We start from the raw sequence: 18,980 nt of genomic DNA, 5'->3' as shown, positions 1-18,980 counted from the left end.
CCCGTAGGATGGGCGTCATGGCCAAGACCAGTACGACGACCCAGGGGCTGCGGGCGGCGATCGAGCGCAGCGGCTACTACCCGGCCCTCGTGGCCGAGGCGGTGGAGGCCGCCGTGGGCGGCGAGCCCATCCGGTCGTACCTGGTCCACCAGGAGACGACGTTCGACCAGAACGAGGTCCGGCGGCACGTGACGGTGCTCGTCCTCACCGACAACCGCTTCATCGTCAGCCACACCGACGAGCAGGCCGCCGACAGCACCTCCCCGACGCCGTACGCCACGACATCGACGGAGTCCGTGAAGATCGGCCGCATCTCGTCGATCGTGGTCAGCCGTGTGGTCGCCAACCCCGAGTCCTACAAGCCGGGGACCCTGCCCCGCGAGGTCGTCCTGACCATCGGCTGGGGCGCCGTCTCCCGTATCGACCTGGAGCCCGCCGCGTGCGGCGACCCCAACTGCGAGGCGGACCACGGCTACACCGGCAACTCGACGGCGGACGACCTCAGCCTGCGCGTCAGCGAGGCCGGAGACGGACCGGAGACCGTGCGCGAGGCGCTCGCCTTCGCGCAGTCCCTCTCCGAGGCGACCGCGGACACGACCCGCTGATGGCACAGCCCAAGACGGCCTGGGACCAGTACCCGGAACCGCTCACCGTCGCCTCCGCTCCCGTCCCCGAGTACGGCAGCGGATCGCTCGCCGATCTTCTGCCCACCCTGGCCGCCGGCCTGGGCGTCCCGGGCATGAACGCCGCGATCGGCGAGCTGACCCCCGCCGACCGCAACTGCGTCTTCCTGATCGACGGCCTCGGCTGGGAGCAGCTGAGGGCGCACCCCGAGGACGCCCCCTTCATGGCGTCCCTGCTCGCCACCTCCCGCGGCGGCACCGGGCGTCCGCTCACCGCCGGCTACCCGGCGACCACGGCGACCTCCCTCGCCTCCGTGGGCACCGGCCTGCCGCCCGGTGCGCACGGCCTGCCCGGCTACACCGTCCGCAACCCCGACACCGGCGAGCTGATGAACCAGCTGCGCTGGCAGCCGTGGACCCCGCCCGGCCCCTGGCAGCCGTACCCCACGGTCTTCCAGCTGGCGCACGCGGCCGGGGTGCACGCGGCGCAGGTGTCGTCCCCGACCTTCGAGAACACCCCGCTGACCAAGGTCGCGCTCAGTGGTGGAACGTTCCTCGGGCGGCTGTCCGGCGAGGACCGCGTGGACCTGGCGGCCGAGCAACTCGCCGCGGGCGACCGCTCCCTGGTGTACACCTACTTCGCCGAGGTCGACGGCGCCGGCCACCGCTACGGCGTCGACTCCGACACCTGGCGCGGCCAGCTCATGTACGCCGACCGCCTCGTCCAGCGCCTGGCCGAGCAACTGCCGCCGCGCAGCGCGCTCTACGTCACCGCCGACCACGGCATGATCGACGTGCCCTTCGACGAGCAGCACCGCATCGACTTCGACGAGGACTGGGAGCTGAGCGCCGGGGTCGCCCTGCTCGGCGGTGAGGGCCGCGCCCGCCACGTGTACGCGGTGCCCGGCGCGGCGAACGACGTCCTGACCTGCTGGCGCGAGGTGCTCGGCGAGCAGTTCTGGGTGGCCTCACGCGACGAGGCCATCGCGGCGGGCTGGTTCGGCCCGCAGATCGATGAACGGGTGTACGGAAGGATCGGTGACGTGGTCGCCGCCGCGCGGGACGACGTTCTGCTCATCGCCTCCGAGCGGGAGCCGAAGGAGTCGGCGATGGTCGGCAACCACGGGTCCATGACCCCCGCCGAGCAGCTGGTCCCCCTGCTCGAAGTACGCTCCTGAGACGACCCCGCCCCGCCCCACACCACGCCCTGTCCTTCCACGCCGAAAGGTGCTCAACTCCACATGCCCGAGCTGGTGTTCTTCTGCGGAACGATGGACTGCGGGAAGTCGACGCTGGCTCTCCAGATCGAGCACAACCGCTCGGCGCGCGGCCTGCAGGGCATGATCTTCTCGCGCGACGACCGCGCCGGCGAGGGCAAGCTGTCCTCACGTCTCGGCCTGGTGACGGACGCGGTGGAGGTCGGCGACGGGCAGGACCTCTACGGCTACCTCGTCGACCATCTCTCGCAGGGCGGCCGCGCGGACTACGTGATCGCCGACGAGGCGCAGTTCCTCGCCCCGGAGCAGATCGACCAACTGGCCCGTGTGGTCGACGACCTGAGCCTCGACGTCTACGCCTTCGGCATCACGACCGACTTTCGGTCCAAGCTGTTCCCCGGCTCGCAGCGGCTGGTGGAACTGGCCGACCGGGTCGAGGTCCTCCAGGTCGAGGCCCTGTGCTGGTGCGGAGCCCGCGCCACCCACAACGCCCGCACGATAGGCGGGGTGATGGTCGTCGAGGGCGCCCAGGTGGTCGTCGGCGACGTCACCCACTCCGCCGACGAGGTCGGGTACGAGGTCCTGTGCCGCCGTCATCACCGCCGCCGGATGACGAGCGCATCAGCCCGTGCCGGCGCACTCTCGCCGGATGTCCTGCCCATCGCATCCGCCTGAGTGCCGTGGGCCGGGAAGCCGGGGCACATCACCTACCTGCCGCCGGCCGCCGCTGCCCTCTGGAGCCTCGGCAACCGACGAACGGCGGCCAGGTCGGTCCCTACATGTTGATCATGTGTCCGGCGAGGCCGTGGACCGCTTCCTTCACCGCCTCCCCGAGCGTGGGATGCGCGTGGATGTTGCGGGCGACTTCATGCACCGTCAGGTCCCACTGCTGGGCCAGGGTCAACTCGGGGAGCAGCTCCGTCACCTCGGGGCCGATCAGGTGGGCGCCCAGCAGCTCTCCGTGCCGTCCGTCGCTGATGATTTTGACGAAACCGGTGGGATGGCCGAGCCCGTGGGCCTTCCCGTTGGCCGTGAAGGGGAACTTCGCGACCTTGACGTCGAACCCCCGCTCCCTGGCTTCGGCCTCCGTCCAGCCGAAGCTCGCGATCTGCGGCTGACAGTAGGTGGCGCGTGGAACCATCGTGAAGTCGAGTTCCATGGTGTCGGCGTCCGCGATGGTCTCGGCGGCGACGATGGCCATCGCCTCCGCGGCGTGCGCCAGCATCAGCTTCGCCGTGACGTCGCCGATGGCGAAGAGGTGTGGAACGCTTGTCCGGCCGCGGGCGTCGACATCGATCGCGCCGCGCGCGGTCAGCCGTACGCCGGTGTTCTCCAGGCCGTATCCGCGCACGCGCGGGGCGAAGCCGATGGCCTGGAGGACCCTGTCGGCCTCCAGGACCTCCTGCCGGCCCTCGCGTGTCACGGTGACACGCACCTTGGAGGCCGGGTCGGTGTCGTCGATGGCCTCGACGCGGGTGGAGGTGAGCACCTGGATGCCCAGCTTGCGGTAGTGCCGGGCGAGTTCCGCCGAGACGTCGGCGTCCTCCAGCGGCACCAGACGGTCGAGGAACTCGACGATGGTGACCTTGACCCCGTAACTGTTGAGCACGTAGGCGAACTCGACGCCGATGGCGCCCGCGCCCGCGATGACGATGCTCTCCGGCAGCGTCTCGGAGAGGATCTGCTCCTCGTAGGTGACGACCCGCTCGCTCCTTGACGTGCCCGGGAGTAGGCGGGTGGTCGCCCCGGTCGCGATGACACAGTGGTCGAAGGTCACGGCCTCGGTGCCACCCGCGGCCAACTCCACCCGCAACGTGTGGTCGTCGGTAAACGTGCCCCGGCCGTCGTACTCGGTGATGCCGTTCTTCTTCATCAAGTAGTGGACGCCGTTGACCCGGCCGTCGGCCACCTTGCGGCTGCGCCGGAACGCCTCGCCGTAGTCGAAGCTGACGCTGCCCTCGACCCTGATACCGAAGGTCTTCGCCTCGCGGGTGAAGATCTGGGCCAGTTCGGCGTTGCGGAGCAGCGCCTTGGACGGGATGCATCCGACGTTGAGGCACACCCCGCCCCAGTACTTCTCCTCCACGACGGCCGTCCGCAGCCCGAGTTGCGCGGACCGCACCGCGGCCGTGTAGCCGCCGGGCCCGGCGCCGAGAACGACGACATCGAAGTGTGAGCTCATGATCCGGTCTTCCCTCCGTTCACGCCGAGCCGGTCAGGCCGGAGCGGCCCTCGATGGTGGTGGCGAGTTTCTTGCGGTCGACTTTCCCGTTGCCGCTCAGCGGTAGTTCCTCCAGAACGACGCAGCGCCGCGGGACCTTGAACTCCTCGATCTGCTCGCGCATCCTGTCGAGAACCTGCTCCGCGCCGATCTCCGCGACCACGGCGAGGACGGCCGGCTTCTTGCCGGACGGCGGCAGGACGGCGGCCGAGACGACTCCGGGCACCCGATGCGCGGCGGCCTCGACCTCGGTGGCGCTGACACGGAAGCCACGCTCCTTGTACAGGTCGTCGCGGCGGCCGGAGAAGTACAGGTACCCGTCCTCGTCCACGTGGCCGTAGTCACCGGTGCGCAGCTCGGGGAAGAGGCCGTCGCGACGCGGGAAGCGCTGGGCGTTCAGTTCGGGCCGCCGCCAGTAGCCGGCCATCACGTGCGGGCCGCGGACGACGATCTCACCCACGACGCCGGCGGGCACGGGGTCACCGTCGTCGTCGACGACGAGGATCTCGGTGCCGGGCAACGGCAGTCCGCAGGAACCGGGGCGTTCCAGGTCCCCGTCCGGTGGCATGATCACGGCGCGCTTGCACTCAGTCAGGCCGTACATCACCTGGGCGCGCAGTCCGGGTATCGCGGCACGCAGCGCGTTGACCGTCTCGGTCGACAGAGCGGCACCGGTGTTGGTCACCAGCCTGAGCGGCGGGCGCTGGGCCGAGGCCCGCTTCAGCAGCCACACCAGCGACTCGGCGACCGATGGGACGGCGGGCAGGACGGTCGCCTTGCTGTCCAGCAGACTGCGCAGCAGGGCCGGTCCGGCCTCGGCCGCGCTGCCGAGCACGACGTGCGCACCGCTGAGGGTGCCGAGGAAGACCTGGTAGAGGCCGTAGTCGAAGGAGAGCGGCAGAGGACAGTAGACGACGTCCTCGTCCTGGTACCCCAGAACCTGCTGAATGGCCCGGGCTGCGAAGACGACCTGCTGATGGGTGCTCACCACGGCCTTGGGAAGGGAGGTGGTGCCCGAGGTGTAGATCAGGCAGACCGGGTCGACGGCGAGCGGCCCGGGTACGGTGATCGGCTCCACGGGGGCGGCCGTGCCGGGCTCGGGGAACGCGACCGGCAGCAGGTCTTCGGGGCGGGCGGCGACGATGCCCCGGTCCCGCGCGGTCTGGCGCGACGCGGGATCGTCTGCTACGACGAGGCTCGGCTCGCAGTCGTCGAGCACATGCTCCAGCGGTACGCCCCGCACTTGCTCGTGGAGGACGGACCATGGGGCGCCGAGGCGGGAGGCCGCGAAGACGAGCGCGGGGATCAGCGGCCCCGAGGGCACGGCGATGACCACGCGTCGGCCTCGCTCGACGCCTTGGGCGTGCAGCCAGGCGGCCAGCCGGTGGCTGGCGTCACGCAGGGCCGTGAACGTCGTGGTGGACCCCGCTCTGCTGACGGCCGGGCGCTCTGGCCAGGCCTGGGCTGCGACGTCCAGGAGGTGGTGAAGGAGCGTGTTCTCGGACAACTTGCTCAGTTCCCTTCAGGCGACGACTCCCCCGTCGCCATGTCGAATGGCTCGATCGCCCGGGCACCGGTCCCGGCACCGTCGTGCCGGAACCGGTGCCCGGCCACGGCACGACGAATCGGCGCGGGCCGTTCCCGACCCTCTCCTCGGGTGCGTCCGTGAGGTCAGGGGCCGGGCACGGCGCCCAGCTGGGACAGCAGTCCGAGGGCGTCGGACAGCACCCAGTACTCGGCGATCTTGTCGTTCTCGAGACGGACGATGGACATACCGGAGTAGCTGACGGCTGTTCCCGGGGCGACGGTGGCGGTGGGGGCGCCACCGGCGTAGGTGCCGGTCACGGTGTATCCGCCGGCGACGAGGTCGCCCTCCGCGAGGGGTCCGGGACACGTGGTGAAGCGCACGTCGTGCAGGAGCGTGCGGACTGCGGTGACCCAGTCGAGCAGGCCGTCGCGGGTGGTGATCTGTCTGGAGTCGGGAAAGCCGAGGTAGCGGGCCAGTTCGGCGCTGTGCACGGTGAAGTCGTCGGCGATGAACTCCGGTGTGTCGGCGAAGTCCACCTCTCCGTTCCACAGGTCGACGAAGCGCTCGAAGAGCGCCTTGCCGTGATCGGTCGGCGCGAGGCGGGTGTCGGTCATGCCTTCGCCCCGGTTTCCGGCGTGGGCGCCGCGACCGCGCTGGAGGCATCGGCCTTGCCGGCCACCCGGACGCCGATGAGCAGGGGCAGCACGGCGAGCGCGCAGGCACCGCAGATCGCGCCGATCACACCGAAGGAGACGCCGTTGTCCAGAAGGAGGGCGGCGATGGTGGTCGCCAGCGTCATTCCGCCGTACTGGGCGGAGCTGTTGAGTGCGAGTGCGGTGCCGCGCGTCTCCGGCCGCAGCTCGCTCACCAGGGCGTTGAGGGAAGGCTGGCCGACGCCGACCGCCGTACCCCAGATGACGAAGACGACGAGAACGGGGACCAGGTGGTCGCCGATGAGGGCCACGGAGGTCACTCCGGCGGCCGCGACCAGAGCGGCCGCGACGATCACGGTGCGCTTGCCCAGTTTGTCCGCGATACGGCCGCCCAGCAGCGCACCGGCCATGCTGCCGGCGCCCGATCCCATGATGGCGAGACCGGTCTGCGCCTCGTTGAAGCCGAAACGCTCGGCGTAGAAGACACCGATGTTGGAGAACATGCCGTACAGGGCGAAGGCCCACAGCAGGGTGCAGCCGAGCACACAGAGCACGGCGGGCGTCGTCACGGCGCGGCCGACCATGCCGAGATAGACGGCCACGGGGCTCTTCGTGCTGTGCTGTTGCGCCGCCGGCGGCACCGTCGCGGGGATCATCGAGAGCACCAGCGCGCACACCAGGACGGCCACCCCGCCGACGGCGAAGAACGCGACGCGCCAGCCCGCCAGATGGGCGAGGTAGGAACCGAGCGGCACTCCGATGACGGTGGAGCTGAGCAGACCTGCCACCACGATGCCCATGACCTTGCCCCGACGCTCGAAGGGGAAGGTGTCCGCGATCATCGCGTAGACACTGGGCATGATCATCGCAGCGCCCAGACCGGCCAGGGCGCGGCAGCCGAGCAGCAGGGTGAAGTGGGAGGTGGCGCCCGTCAGGGCGTTGCCGAGGGCGAAGACGACGAGGCCGCTCGTGAGGACCGTGCGACGGCCCAGCCGGTCCGACATGGCGCCGCACAGGGGGGCCGCGAGCGCGAACAACAGGGCGTAGGCGCTGACGAAGAGACCACCCAGCCGGGCTGCTGTCCCGGTGTCCTCGGCGATGGCCGGTACAAGCGGAACGGTGATCATCGAATCCAGGCCCACCAGGAAAGCACTGGCTACGGCTACGAGCAGCACCCGGCTGGGCTGCGGGGACGTGTTTGCGGATAAGGACATGACACCTTTCTCACTCTGCTCGGGACTCGTCGGCGTTCGCCGTCCCCACGGCGCCGGCGGACGGACGCCGCGCGGCGTCGCGGGGAATCACGGCGGTGCCCACCGCCCGGCAGACGACCACGGGTTCACCGAGCAGTTCGGCTCGGGTGGCCCCTTGCTCGTACCGGGCGGCAATGTATTTACGTGCCGTGAATTCCACGACGCGCCGGAGTCTACTCCTGCCCACCAGAAGTCCGCTCACCTCGATGTAATCACCGACATACACGGGCGTCTTGAATTCGATCTCACTGTAGCCACTGAGCAGACCCTCGTCCCCGTCCATTCGGACGGTGATCTCTGTCACAACGTCGCCGAACAATTGAAGTATCCGGGCGCCGTCGACAAGATTTCCGCCGTAATGGGCGTCCTTTTGAGTCATTCGCGCGCGAAGCGTCGCGGTAACTGTTTCAGACATGCTTCGACCTCACTCCGACCGTCCGCCGCGCACCGACTCGCGCAAGGCGATTTCTTCCAGGACCGTCCGTGCGGTCGCTCCGGCGTCACCGGTTCGTGACGCCGTCTCGTGGTCGCCGTGGCCCAAGGCCACGGCGACCACGTACTCCCCCTTGTGCGCGATGGACACCGTCAGGTCCGACAGCCCGATCTCCGCCGCCCTGCGCTGTGCCGCCCCCGTCAGCCGCACCAGGGGCCCTGACCGCGCCCCGCGGGTGACGCAGATGTGCCGGGGCAGCAGCCCGCCGCGGCACCCCGTGCCGAGCACCTTGAGCACCGCCTCCTTCGCGGCGAACCGGCCGGCGAGGAACTCCCGCGCCCGCTCCCGGCCGAAACCGTCGGCGAGGGCCAGCTCGTCGGTGGCGTAGGTGTACCGGCGGAACCACGGGCGAGCCTGGAGTCGGTCCAGTTCGCCCAGGCCGAGGACATCGATCCCGATGCGCATCCCGGCCGTCCTACCCGGCCCCGCCGGGAGCCGAGGGCGAGCGGAACACGGCCAGCTGCCCCTCCTTCGTCAGTGGATCGACGTCGCCGAGGACCACCGTGGCGGTGTCCCGGCACCAGTCCTGCCAGTGACGGGCCAGTTCCAGCCACACACTCGTGCAGTAACTGGTCTCCCCGGTGCGGCTGATCCGAGCCCCGGCCGCGTCCACGGCGTCCTCCTGGACGCCCGGGCCGAGCACCAGCAGCGTCCCCGCCGGGTCGGCGGCGGCCAGCTCGCTCAACCGGGCGGCGGTGTCCTCCGGTGACGCGAACGACTCGACGCCGGAGAGGGCCGGCCCGCCCTCCCCGTCCGGCCCGCCTGCGTCGCCGAGCACGAGCAGGGCGCCGGAGTCGGTCAGGTCCCGGGTGTCCACGAGCGGATGAGCGGTCGGCAGGGTGGTCTGCTCCAGGACGGCGAGGACGGCCCGTCGCGCCCGGCCGGCACGCTGGTAGGCGGCGATGATCCGCAGTGCGGTGAACGGGGCGGCGAGGCCCTGCTCGGACACGCAGAAGCTCTGCGCCGCACCACCGAGCAGCATGTTCAGGTGCGACGCGACCGCGGTGAACGGGTGCACGTCGGGCAGCGCATGGGTGACGACCACCAGGTCCGCGGGGCCGTCGATTCCCACCGCCGTGACCAGCTGGTCCACGAGGTCGCGGTGGGACACGTTGGCCCCCTCGCGCAGGCGCTGCTCGTCGACGGTGGAACCGAACGGCTCCACCAGGTCACGGAAGAAGCCGACGATGGACGGATCGTCGTGGTACGGCCGGCGGGGCGGGTCGGCGATCGCGGCGGCCGAGCGCAGGACCGGCATCGTCACTTCCCCTCACCGAGCAACCGCTGAAGGTAGGCGGTGAGCGTACCCACGGTCATGAAGTCGTCCATGTCCAAGGTCTCGGGGTCGATGGCGACGTTCATGCTGTCCTCCAGGGACATGAGCATCTCCATCACCGAGGTCGAGTCCAGGTGCAGGTCCTCGAAGAGCCGCACATCAGTGGTGAGCCCGCTCACCTCGCGTTCGAGCACCTCGGTGAGCGCGGTCTCGACCGACTCGACGACAGCCGTGTTCTCCATGGGGTTCCATCCTCTTGTCGAAAAGCCAATATCCGGGGGAGCGGAAACGTCAGAAAGCGATGAGGTGCTGCTTGCCCAGCAGGTCGTCCACGACGTCCCGGCGGCGCACCAGATGGGCGGTGCCCTGGTGGACCATGACCTCGGCCGGGAACCCGTGGCTGAGGAAGAGCCCCGGCGACGCCGACGGCCCGTACGCTCCGGAGCGCTCCACCCCGATGAGGTCCCCGGGACGCACCTCGGGGAGCGCGACCCGCTTGCCGATGACGTCGTTGGGTGTGCAGAGGGGGCCGGTGACCGTGTACTCGCCGGTGGGATCCTCGTGGTAGCGGGTCAGCGAACGAATAGGGAAATTCCGCTTGACGAAGCTCCCCACCCCTACGGCGGCCATGTGGTGGTTGGTCCCGCCGTCGGCCACCACGAACCGCTCGCCCATGGATTCCTTGACGTAGCGGGCCCTGGTCACATAGGTACCGCACCCGGCGGTGAGATAGCGGCCGAGCTCGTTGATCAACCGGCAGTCCGGGTGGTCCTCCAGGAATGGGGTGACCGTCGCCTCGATGCCCGCCGCGAGTTCCGGAATATTCAGGTCCGGTTCATTGTCGAAGTACGGTATCCCAAAACCTCCGCCGAAATCTACGATACCCAGTTCGATTCCGGTCTCGTCGGCGAGGGAAGAGGCAACGGACAGAATCTCCCGAGTGTTGTGGACCAAATCCTCGTGGCGAAGGAAACGCGTTCCCATATAGGCGTGGAAACCGGTGACCCGGGTGCGCCGCAGCCCCTTCAGCAGCCTGCCGGCACCGCGCAGCAGGGCCACGTCGATGCCGAACTGGCGTGGTTTACCGCCCATCGCGAGCCCCGACCCCTTGGTGTGGAAGTCCGGATTGACACGCAGCATGACCGGCACGTCGGCGCGGCCGGCCGCCACGGCCATGTCGTCCAACTCCGCCAGTTCCTCCAGCGACTCGCACACGATGGCGCGCAGCCCCGCGGCGAGGCATGCCTCCAGCTCCGCGCGGGTCTTGCCGGGACCGAGGAAGATCGTGTCCGCCGGCGCGATACCGGCCCGCCGCGCCGTCTCGAGCTCCACCAGCGACGACACCTCGGCACCCGCGCCGAGGCCGCCGAGGTAGCCGCAGACACTGATGTTGGGGTTGGCCTTGAGTGACAGGTAGATGTCGACCGCGGGGTGCGTCAGACCGCGCAGTTCGTCGTAGGTCCGGCGCAGGACGTCCGCGTCGTACACGTACAGCGGCGTGCCGAACTCGTCGGCCAACGCCGACACCGGCAGTCCCTGCACATGGAATTCGGTGGCGGTCATGCCGCTTCCCTCCCCGCTTTCCGCTCCGTCCCCGCTGGAGTGACGGACGCCCCGTGAGTGATGACCATGGCCGCGAAGGTGGCACCCAGGCCCACAGTCGCGAACAGGTAGTGCCGCCCAGGAACCAGTCGCCCCGCCTCACGCAACGTCGTGTGGTTGAGGAAGACGTCCGAGGCGAAACAGTGGCTGAAGCGCTCCACGTTCTCCAGGAACACCTGCGCACGCGGTATGCCCAGCTCGTTGATCGTCTGACGCCACGACTGGAGGTTGACGTTGTGCGGAACGACCAGGTCGATGTCCGCGAACTCCAGCCCCGCCGCGACGACGGCACGCCGCATGACCTTCGCGAGTTCCGGCGCGTACACCTTCGAGAAGCGCAGCGACCTCTCCTCGTCCAGCAGCATCGCGGCCGCGAACTCGCCCATCGTGCTGGTGACGTAGGACCGCACCGCGTCGCCCGCTCCGTCCAGCGTGACGAGACAGGCCGCCGCGGCGTCGCCCATGATGGCCACGTCCTCGATGAGCTGGATCTTGGGGGAGAACGCCTGCTCCCCGGTCACGACCAGGGCACAGTCACCTGGCCTCCCCTCCGCCCGCAAGAGCTCGCCGGCCACGTCGACGGCGGCCATCCCGCTCGCACAGTTCTGATGGCTCAGTCCGAAGGCCTCGGCCCGGTGCAGCCCGAGCCGGTCCCTGATCTCCCGCGCGGGATCGAGGTGAGCCGGTGCCACCGCCTGCGTGGTGTGGGCGTACAGCACGTGTCGGACCCGGCTCGCGGTGCTCTCATCGGCGACCACGCGGCGGGCCGCCGGCAGCACGACGTCGAAAAGGCTCAGCTTTGGGTCGAAGCGGATCTCCTTGAGCCCGTGCACCCGCTGGAAGAGCCGGAGCTTGGTACGGCGCAGCCCCAGCCGGTCCACCAGGTCCTCGATCGGCACCCTGCGATCGGGCGCGTACGACGCCATCGCCTCGAGGGTCGTGACTCCCGTGTTCACTGCCGAACTCCCCCCTCCGTTCTTGGTCATCGCGGCCCTCGGTAGGTCAGGACCGCGGCGTGGAAGGTGGCGCCCGCGCCAACCGAGGCCATCACGTAGTGCCGGCCCTCCGTCAGTCGGCCCTCCTCGCGCAGCGTCGTGTAGTTGACGAAGACGTCCGAGGCGAAGCAGTGGCTGTAGCGAGCGACGTTGTCCAGGAAGACCCGCTCGGACGGCACGTCCAGCTCCGCGATGGTCTGCCGCCACGCCATCAGGTTGACGTTGTGCGGGATGATCAGATCGACGTCGGACAGCGAGAGCGAGGCCTCGTCGACGGCCCGGCGGACCACCTCCGCGAGCGTCGGGGCGTACACCTTCCCGAACCGGGCCAGCTCTTCCGCGGGCAGGGAGACGAGGTCCGAGAACTCGCCGAGGGTACGGCTGACGTGAGACAGGACGGGGTGGCCGGTGCCGTCCGCGGCGACCAGGCAGGCCGCCGCGGCCTCCCCCATGATCGCCGTGTTCGGAACCAGCCGGACCAGCGGGGAGAAGGACTTCTCACCCGTCACCACCAGCGCCCGGTCGCGGGGGTCGCCGCCGCGCAGCAGCGCGCCGGCGACGGCAAGGGCGCCGAGCCCGGTGGCGCAGTTCTGCTGGGTCAGCGAGAAGGCCTCGGCGTGACCCAGCCCGAGCCGGTCCCGCACCTGCCGGGCGATGTCGGTCGCCGGCGGTGCCACCTGGTGGATGGCCCGGGCATGGATCACGTACCGCACCCGGTGCGGCTCGGCGAGCCCGGCCACGATGTCCCGGGCCGCCGACACCACCATGTCCACCAGGGGAACTTCCTCGTCGAGCCGCAAGGTGTGCAGCCCGTGCACCCTGCGGAACAGCGCGACCTTCGCCCGGCTCAGACCGAGAGGCCGGGCCATCGCCTCCACCACGACCGTGCGGTCGGGCATGGCGGACTCGATCCTCTCCAGGGTCAGCAGGGGCGTCATACGTCACCCCCCTCCCGGTCCGCAGGGAGGGCCGTCCGGAGCCAGTCGTCCACCGCACGAGCCGTCGTCGCCGCGTGCTCGCCCAGCATCGTGAAGTGGTCACCGGGTACGTCGACGACCGTGTCCGCCAGCGGCCAGCGCGGCCGGTCGTGCGTTCCGGAACGCTTCTGGGCCCGCACCAGCAGGGTGGGCACCCCGGTGCTCTCCGGCGCCCAGCCGTCGAAGGCACGCAGGTAGCCGCCCATCGCGATCAGCCGGTGGTCGTCCATCCAGACGCTGCTCTCCGGGGCGAGCATCTGGTCGGCCACCATGGAGAGGTCGTCCAGGTCCAACGGGCAGGCGAGAGTGTCGATCAGCACCACTGCCCGGGGCGCCGCGCCCCGCTCCACCAGCCGCCGCGCCACGGCGTGGGCGATCCAGCCACCGGTGGACCTGCCGAGGAGCACCAGCCCTCGGTCTCCGGCGAGATCCAGGGCGGCCTGCGCCTGCGCGTCGGCCAGGGCCGCGAGCGACGCGGGCAGCCCCTCGCCGGGAGCGAATCCGGGAAGCGGCGGGACCGACACCGCACGGCCAGGCAGAGCGGAGGTGAAGGTGGCGTACTCCTGCGGCCCGGAGATCGCGATCATGGAGGGGAAGCAGACCACCACGGGTCCGTCCTCCGGCCCGGCCGCCTTCGGGAAGGCGGCCGGCGTCGCGCTCCCGTCGAGGGGCGGCCGCAGCCTCGACGCCGTGACGAGCAGATCCACCGCCTCCCCGAGTCGATGCCGTTCATGGGCGTCGCGGAAGAGACCGACCAGGGTCTCCCCGCCGTCATGTCCCGTAGCCGGTGCCCCGGCCGTGACGGCTCCGAGCTGACCGTCCACGAAGACGGCCAGCTGGGCCGGCGTCGGATGGTCGAAGACCGCGGTGGCGGGGAGCCGCAGACCAGTGGCCCGGTTCACCGCGTTGCGCAGCTCCAGCGAGGTCAGCGAATCGAATCCCAGGTCCCTGAAGGAGGTCTCGGGGTCGACGGCGTCGGCGCTGTCGTGGCCGAGCACTCCGGCGACGGCGGCCGACACCGCCTCGGTGACGGCCTTCGACCGCTCCGCACCCGCCAGCCCGGCCAGCCGGTCGTGCAGGGTCGGACCTGCCGTGACGCCCGTGGCGGGTGCGGCGGACGCGGAGCGCCGTGCCGTGCCGCGCACCAGGCCCCGCAGCAGGGGCGGCAGCGGCTGTGCCGAGTCGCGCAGGGCCTTGCGGTCCAGCCGCACCGGCACCAGGACGGGCCGTCCGCTCGAGCACGCGGCGTCGAACAGGGCCGTGCCCTGGTCGGGGGAGATGGCCAGGACCCCGTAGCGCTCCATCCTCTTGAGGTCGGCGGCCCCGAGCGTGCCGGCCATGCCGCCGCTGGGCTGCCACATGCCCCACGCGAGCGCGGTGGCGGGCAGCCCCCGGGCGGCGCGGTGCTGGGCCAGGGCGTCGAGGAAGGTGTTGCCTGCCGCGTAGCTTCCCTGTCCCGGGCTGCCCAGCGTCCCGGCGACCGAGGAGAACAGCACGAACGCCTTCAGGCCGGCGCCCTCGGTGAGTTCGTGCAGGTGCAGGGCCGCGTCCGCCTTGGGCCGCAGCACTGTGTCCAGCCGCTCGGGTGTCAGCGAGGTGACGACCCCGTCGTCGAGGACGCCCGCGGTGTGGACCACCGCGGACAGCGGATGCTCGGCCGGGATGGTGCCGAGGAGCACGGCCAGCGCCTCACGGTCGCTGACGTCGCACGCCGCGAGGGTGACGTCCGCACCCAGCCGGCGCAGTTCCGCTCCGAGTTCGGCGGCTCCGGGCGCGGAGGGCCCCGAGCGGCTGGTGAGCAGCAGCCGGCGGGCGCCGTGCTCGGTCACCAGATGCCGGGCGAGCAGCGCCCCCAGTTCGCCGGTGCCGCCCGTGATCAGAACGGTGCCCTGCCAGGCGGCCGGATCCGGCTCGACGTACACCGGGCCGGTGGACCTGACCAGGCGGGGAATGACCAACGAACCGCCGCGCACGGCGAGTTGAGGCTCACCCGAGGTCAGCGCCGCCTCCAGGGCCGCGCCTCGGAGCTGTTCGCCGATGTCGCCGTCACCGTCGATGTCGACGAGGACGATACGCTCGGGCGCCTCCGACTGGGCCGACCGGACCAGACCCCACACCGGGGCCGCGGCCAGGTCGAGAACGTCCTCGCCGGGTTGCGCCGCGACGGCCCGGCGGGTGACGAGCACCAGCCGGGACGGAGCCTCAGGCCCCCCGGTCAGCCAGGCCCGCAGCAGTTCCAGCACCTGGCCGGTGGTCTCCCGCAGAGCGCCCGCGAGGTCCGAACCGGAGGTTCCGGCACACTGCACGACGGTGTCCTGGGCCATGCCGCCGTCACCCTTCAGCGCCTCCAGCACGGCCGACGGGGTGTCGAAGTACCGTGCCGTGCGTGCCGGGACGGTGCGGGAAGCCGACGGGAGCTCCGTCCAGTCCACGTGGTGGAGCCCGTCGGGCGCGGTCGCGCGGGCGGCGCCGAGTTGCTCGCCCGACGCGGCACGGGAGACGAACCCCTCGACGGTGACGACCGGGTTGCCCTCGGGATCCGCGGCCGTGAGTGTGACCGTGTCGGCGTCCTGGCGGGTGTAGCGGACACGCAGCGAGGAGGCTTCGAGCGCGTGCAGCCGCACGCCGTTCCAGGAGAAGGGCAGCCGGCCGGAGGGGATGCCCGCACGCAGCTCCTCCCACGCCAGGGCGTGCAGGGCCGCGTCCAGCAGGGCCGGGTGCAGCCCGAACAGCGCCGCCTCCGCCGCGGGCTCCTCGGGCAGGTCGACCTGCGCGAACAGCTCCTCTCCCCGCCGCCACACCGCGGTCAGGGCCTGGAAGGCGGGTCCGTAGGCGAAGCCGGAGTCGGCCAGCCGGTCGTAGAGGCCGTCGAGGTCCACCTCGACGGCGTCCCGTGGCGGCCACTCGGCGACGCCGGTCTCCGGCGCGGCCTGCGCGGCGCGGGTGAGCCGGCCGGCCGCGTGCAGCGTCCACACCGCTTCGTCGTCCCCGGCCTCGTCGTCGGCCCGGGAGTGCAGGGTCACCGGACGGCGGCCGTCCGGCTCCGGAGGGCCGACGATCAGCTGGACCCGGATGCCGCCCTCCTCCGGCAGGACCATCGGCGCCTGGAGCGTCAGCTCCTCCACCGTCTCGTACCCGGTGTGGGCACCGGCCAGGTTCGCCATCTCCAGCAGTGCGGTACCGGGCACCAGTGTCGTGTCGAAGACGACGTGGTCGGCGAGCCACGGGTGGGTCGGGCGGGAGAGACGGCCGGTGAAGACCGCGGTGTCCCCGGCGGCCAGGGAGGTGACGGCACCGAGCAGCGGGTGGTCGGCCGGGGTGAGGCCGACCGAGGAGACGTCGCCGGGAGCGTCCGGCTCGTCGAGCCAGTACCGCTGCCGCTGGAAGGCATAGGTGGGCAGGTCGACACGGCGTGCCCCGAGGCCCGCGAAGAACGCCTCCCAGTCCGCGGAGACGCCGCGGACGTGCAGCTCGGCGATGGCCGTGGTGAGGGAGTGGGGTTCGGGGCGGTCCCGGCGCAGCAACGGCACGACCAGGGCGTCGTGTTCGTCGCCGAGGCACTGCCGGGTCATGGCCGAGAGGGTCCCGTCCGGGCCGAGCTCGACGAACGTCCCGACCTTGTCCTCCCGCAGCGTGGCGACCGCGTCGGTGAACCGTACGGCCTCGCGCACGTGCCGCACCCAGTATTCGGCCCGGCCCAGGGTGTCCGCACCGGCCACCTCTCCGGTGACGTCCGAGACCACGGGGATGACGGGAGCCGCGAACGTCAGGCCCTCCACCACGGCGGCGAAGTCGTCCAGCATGCCGTCCATGTGCGGCGAATGGAACGCGTGGCTGACCGTGAGCCGCTTGGTCTTGCGTCCCTCCTGCTCGAAACGCGCGGCGACGGCGGTGACGACGTCCTCGTCACCGGAGAGGACGAGCGAGCCGGGGCCGTTGAGCGCGGCGATCGACGCGCGGTCCTCGACGCCGGCGAGAGCGGCGAGGGCTTCCTCCTCGGTGGCCTGTACGGCGACCATCGCGCCGCCCCCGGGCAGGCCCTGCATGAGCCGCCCGCGGGCCGCGACGAGCTTGGCCGCGTCGGGCAGCGAGAGCACCCCGGCGACATGCGCGGCGGCGATCTCCCCGATGGAGTGGCCGGTGACGAAGTCCGGCCGCACACCCCAGTCTTCGAGCAGCCGGAAGAGCGCCACTTCCAGAGCGAACAGGGCCGGCTGGGTGTACTCGGTCCGGTCGAGCAGACCACCGGAGTCGTGGTCGGCGAAGACGACCTGGCGCAGCGGTCGGGCGAGGTGCTCGTCGAGCGCGTCGCACACGGCGTCCAGGGCGGCGGCGAACGCGGGGTAAGTGGCGTACAGGTCACGGCCCATGCCCAGTCGCTGGCTGCCCTGGCCGGTGAAGAGGAACGCGGTCTTGCCTGCCGCCCGGGCCTGGCCGCGGACGGCGTGCGCGGTGGTAGAGCCGTCGGCGACCGCCTGCAGGGCGGAGACCAGGGTGTCCTGGTCGCCCGCGGTGAGGACGGCGCGGTGCTCCATGGCGGCGCGTGAGGTGGCCAGGGAGTAGGCGACGTCGAGGGGATGCTCCCCGGTCAGGGTCGCCAGCAGCTTCCCCGCCTGGGCGCGCAGTGCCTCCGCGCTCCGTCCGGAGAGTATCCAGGGCAGGACGAAACCCTCCGGCGGCTCCGGTCGCACCATTGCCTCGGGCGCTGCTCCGGCGGTGTCGGCGGGGGCGGGCTCCTCGAGGATGACGTGAGCGTTGGTGCCGCTGATGCCGAAGCTCGAGATACCCGCCCGGCGCGTCCGGCCGGAGGCGGGCCACTCGACCGGCTCGGTGAGCAGCCGGACATCGCCTGCCGACCAGTCCACGTGCGGGCTCGGCGCGTCCACGTGCAGGGTCTTGGGCAGTCGGCCGTGCTCCATGGCCTTGATCATCTTGATGATGCCGCCGATTCCCGCGGCGGACTGGGTGTGGCCCACGTTGGACTTCAGCGACCCCAGCCACAGCGGTCGTCCGTCGCGCCCCTGACCGTAGGTGGCCAGCAGTGCGTTGGCCTCGATGGGGTCACCGAGCTTGGTGCCGGTGCCGTGTCCTTCCACCGCGTCCACGTCGCTCGGCTTGAGCCCGGCGGCGGCCAACGCCTCCCGGATCAGTTTCTCCTGCGAAGGGCCGTGCGGAGCGGTCAGCCCGTTGCTCGCGCCGTCCTGGTTGACCGCCGAGCCGCGGATCACGGCCAGAACACGGTGACCTCGGCGGCGGGCGTCGGACAGTCGCTCCACGATCAAGGAACCCACGCCCTCGGCCCACGAGGTGCCGTCGGCGGCGGCGGCATAGGACTTGGCCCTCCCGTCGGGCGCCAGGCCCCGCTGCCGGCTGAACTCCGTGAAGGAGAAGGGCGTGGCCATCAGCATCACACCGCTCACGACCGCCAGGCCGCACTCACCGCGCCGCAGTGACTGGCCCGCCATGTGCAGGGCCACCAGCGAGGAGGAGCAGGCCGTGTTGACGGTCACGGCTGGGCCGTCGAAACCGAAGGAGTACGAGATGCGGCCCGAGGCGACGCTTCCCGCGCTGCCCACGCCGAGGTAGCCGTCGAAGCCCTCGACCGGCGTCTTGAGGAAGCGGAGGCCGTATTCGTCGAACATGATGCCGACGAAGACGCCGGTGTCGCTGCCGCGCAGAGTCTCCGGGATGACCCCGGCGTTCTCGAACGCCTCCCACGTGGTTTCCAGCAGAAGACGCTGCTGTGGGTCGACGGTGACGGCCTCGCGCGGGGAGATGCCGAAGAAGTTGGCGTCGAAGTCGGCGGCGTCGTGCAGGAAGCCGCCCTCGCGGACGTAACTCTTGCCAATGCTCTCCGGGTCCGGGTCGTACAGGTCATCCAGGTCCCAGCCCCGGTCGGTCGGGAACCCGGTGATCGCGTCGCGGCCCTCGTCCACCAGCCGCCACAGCTCGTCGGGGGTGGTCACACCGCCGGGGAACCGGCAGCTCATGCCGACGATCGCCAGGGGCTCGGTGTCCCGTTCCCTCGCCTGCCGCAAACGGGCCTCGACGCGGTCGAGTTCGGCGGTCGTGCGCTTGAGGTACCGCAACAGCTGCGCTTCGGTGGACACGTTCTCGTCGGACATGTTCTGGTCGGGCATCC

15 protein-coding genes are annotated in these 18,980 nt (G+C 71.0%); 3 read left to right on the top strand and 12 right to left on the bottom strand.

Annotated features, from left to right (window positions below; translation table 11 throughout):
* Nucleotides 1-17 precede the first annotated feature (17 nt).
* The 3 genes from BJ965_RS09700 to BJ965_RS09690 all read left to right on the top strand — a co-directional run bounded on the left by BJ965_RS09700 (nucleotide 18) and on the right by BJ965_RS09690 (nucleotide 2,515).
* The gene (locus tag BJ965_RS09700) at nucleotides 18-605 is read left to right on the top strand and encodes a DUF5998 family protein (RefSeq protein ID WP_030845526.1); all 588 of its coding nucleotides are present in this window, start codon (nucleotides 18-20) and stop codon (nucleotides 603-605) included.
* Nucleotides 605-1,801, top strand: a complete 1,197-nt coding sequence (locus BJ965_RS09695) for an alkaline phosphatase family protein (protein ID WP_184908300.1) — start codon at nucleotides 605-607, stop codon at nucleotides 1,799-1,801. Before BJ965_RS09700 ends, BJ965_RS09695 begins: the two co-directional genes overlap by 1 nt.
* Nucleotides 1,802-1,864: 63 nt before the next feature.
* Nucleotides 1,865-2,515, top strand: coding sequence for a thymidine kinase (locus BJ965_RS09690; protein ID WP_184908299.1), 651 nt, complete (start codon nucleotides 1,865-1,867; stop codon nucleotides 2,513-2,515).
* Nucleotides 2,516-2,615: 100 nt separating this feature from the next.
* On the opposite strand, the gene lpdA is transcribed toward BJ965_RS09690, so the two are convergent.
* The 12 genes from lpdA to BJ965_RS09630 form a co-directional block, all read right to left on the bottom strand.
* The gene (gene lpdA / locus BJ965_RS09685; protein ID WP_184908298.1) at nucleotides 2,616-4,022 is read right to left on the bottom strand and encodes a dihydrolipoyl dehydrogenase; all 1,407 of its coding nucleotides are present in this window, start codon (nucleotides 4,020-4,022) and stop codon (nucleotides 2,616-2,618) included.
* 19 nt (nucleotides 4,023-4,041) lie between these two features.
* Entirely contained in the window at nucleotides 4,042-5,568 is a 1,527-nt protein-coding gene (locus tag BJ965_RS09680; protein ID WP_184908297.1) for a class I adenylate-forming enzyme family protein, read from the bottom strand.
* 164 nt (nucleotides 5,569-5,732) lie between these two features.
* Nucleotides 5,733-6,203 (bottom strand): ester cyclase, encoded by a 471-nt coding sequence (locus BJ965_RS09675; RefSeq protein WP_184908296.1) that lies wholly within the window; start codon nucleotides 6,201-6,203, stop codon nucleotides 5,733-5,735.
* The gene (locus tag BJ965_RS09670; protein ID WP_184908295.1) at nucleotides 6,200-7,456 is read right to left on the bottom strand and encodes an MFS transporter; all 1,257 of its coding nucleotides are present in this window, start codon (nucleotides 7,454-7,456) and stop codon (nucleotides 6,200-6,202) included. Before BJ965_RS09670 ends, BJ965_RS09675 begins: the two co-directional genes overlap by 4 nt.
* Before the next feature lie 10 nt (nucleotides 7,457-7,466).
* The gene (locus tag BJ965_RS09665; protein ID WP_184908294.1) at nucleotides 7,467-7,910 is read right to left on the bottom strand and encodes a 3-aminobutyryl-CoA ammonia lyase; all 444 of its coding nucleotides are present in this window, start codon (nucleotides 7,908-7,910) and stop codon (nucleotides 7,467-7,469) included.
* A 9-nt stretch (nucleotides 7,911-7,919) separates the two neighbouring features.
* Entirely contained in the window at nucleotides 7,920-8,393 is a 474-nt protein-coding gene (locus BJ965_RS09660) for a holo-ACP synthase (RefSeq protein WP_184908293.1), read from the bottom strand.
* 10 nt (nucleotides 8,394-8,403) lie between these two features.
* Entirely contained in the window at nucleotides 8,404-9,246 is an 843-nt protein-coding gene (locus BJ965_RS09655) for a hypothetical protein (RefSeq protein ID WP_184917001.1), read from the bottom strand.
* 2 nt (nucleotides 9,247-9,248) lie between these two features.
* The gene (locus BJ965_RS09650) at nucleotides 9,249-9,506 is read right to left on the bottom strand and encodes an acyl carrier protein (protein ID WP_184908292.1); all 258 of its coding nucleotides are present in this window, start codon (nucleotides 9,504-9,506) and stop codon (nucleotides 9,249-9,251) included.
* Nucleotides 9,507-9,555: 49 nt separating this feature from the next.
* On the bottom strand, nucleotides 9,556-10,827 hold the full coding sequence (locus BJ965_RS09645; RefSeq protein ID WP_184908291.1) for a diaminopimelate decarboxylase: 1,272 nt from the start codon (nucleotides 10,825-10,827) through the stop codon (nucleotides 9,556-9,558).
* The gene (locus tag BJ965_RS09640; protein ID WP_184908290.1) at nucleotides 10,824-11,822 is read right to left on the bottom strand and encodes a ketoacyl-ACP synthase III family protein; all 999 of its coding nucleotides are present in this window, start codon (nucleotides 11,820-11,822) and stop codon (nucleotides 10,824-10,826) included. Before BJ965_RS09640 ends, BJ965_RS09645 begins: the two co-directional genes overlap by 4 nt.
* Nucleotides 11,823-11,848: 26 nt before the next feature.
* Nucleotides 11,849-12,799 (bottom strand): ketoacyl-ACP synthase III family protein, encoded by a 951-nt coding sequence (locus BJ965_RS09635; RefSeq protein WP_184908289.1) that lies wholly within the window; start codon nucleotides 12,797-12,799, stop codon nucleotides 11,849-11,851.
* On the bottom strand, nucleotides 12,796-18,978 hold the full coding sequence (locus BJ965_RS09630; RefSeq protein ID WP_246545874.1) for a type I polyketide synthase: 6,183 nt from the start codon (nucleotides 18,976-18,978) through the stop codon (nucleotides 12,796-12,798). Before BJ965_RS09630 ends, BJ965_RS09635 begins: the two co-directional genes overlap by 4 nt.
* Nucleotides 18,979-18,980 lie beyond the last annotated feature (2 nt).

The sequence above is a fragment of the Streptomyces luteogriseus genome (assembly GCF_014205055.1).
In the GTDB taxonomy this organism is placed as follows: Bacteria; Actinomycetota; Actinomycetes; order Streptomycetales; family Streptomycetaceae; genus Streptomyces; species Streptomyces luteogriseus.
The sequence above is the reverse complement of the archived record's forward strand: the minus strand, read 5'-3'. Positions and strand labels throughout refer to the sequence as shown.

What these genes read in the sequence shown, in the direction of transcription:
- BJ965_RS09695 (WP_184908300.1), top strand. Translation starts at nt 605, where the DNA reads ATGGCACAGCCCAAGACGGCCTGGGACCAGTACCCGGAACCGCTCACC.
- BJ965_RS09700 (WP_030845526.1), top strand. Translation starts at nt 18, where the DNA reads ATGGCCAAGACCAGTACGACGACCCAGGGGCTGCGGGCGGCGATCGAG.
- BJ965_RS09645 (WP_184908291.1), bottom strand. Translation starts at nt 10,827, where the DNA reads ATGACCGCCACCGAATTCCATGTGCAGGGACTGCCGGTGTCGGCGTTG.
- BJ965_RS09690 (WP_184908299.1), top strand. Translation starts at nt 1,865, where the DNA reads ATGCCCGAGCTGGTGTTCTTCTGCGGAACGATGGACTGCGGGAAGTCG.
- BJ965_RS09635 (WP_184908289.1), bottom strand. Translation starts at nt 12,799, where the DNA reads ATGACGCCCCTGCTGACCCTGGAGAGGATCGAGTCCGCCATGCCCGAC.
- BJ965_RS09650 (WP_184908292.1), bottom strand. Translation starts at nt 9,506, where the DNA reads ATGGAGAACACGGCTGTCGTCGAGTCGGTCGAGACCGCGCTCACCGAG.
- BJ965_RS09630 (WP_246545874.1), bottom strand. Translation starts at nt 18,978, where the DNA reads ATGCCCGACCAGAACATGTCCGACGAGAACGTGTCCACCGAAGCGCAG.
- BJ965_RS09660 (WP_184908293.1), bottom strand. Translation starts at nt 8,393, where the DNA reads ATGCGCATCGGGATCGATGTCCTCGGCCTGGGCGAACTGGACCGACTC.
- BJ965_RS09655 (WP_184917001.1), bottom strand. Translation starts at nt 9,246, where the DNA reads ATGCCGGTCCTGCGCTCGGCCGCCGCGATCGCCGACCCGCCCCGCCGG.
- BJ965_RS09670 (WP_184908295.1), bottom strand. Translation starts at nt 7,456, where the DNA reads ATGTCCTTATCCGCAAACACGTCCCCGCAGCCCAGCCGGGTGCTGCTC.
- BJ965_RS09665 (WP_184908294.1), bottom strand. Translation starts at nt 7,910, where the DNA reads ATGTCTGAAACAGTTACCGCGACGCTTCGCGCGCGAATGACTCAAAAG.
- BJ965_RS09675 (WP_184908296.1), bottom strand. Translation starts at nt 6,203, where the DNA reads ATGACCGACACCCGCCTCGCGCCGACCGATCACGGCAAGGCGCTCTTC.
- lpdA (WP_184908298.1), bottom strand. Translation starts at nt 4,022, where the DNA reads ATGAGCTCACACTTCGATGTCGTCGTTCTCGGCGCCGGGCCCGGCGGC.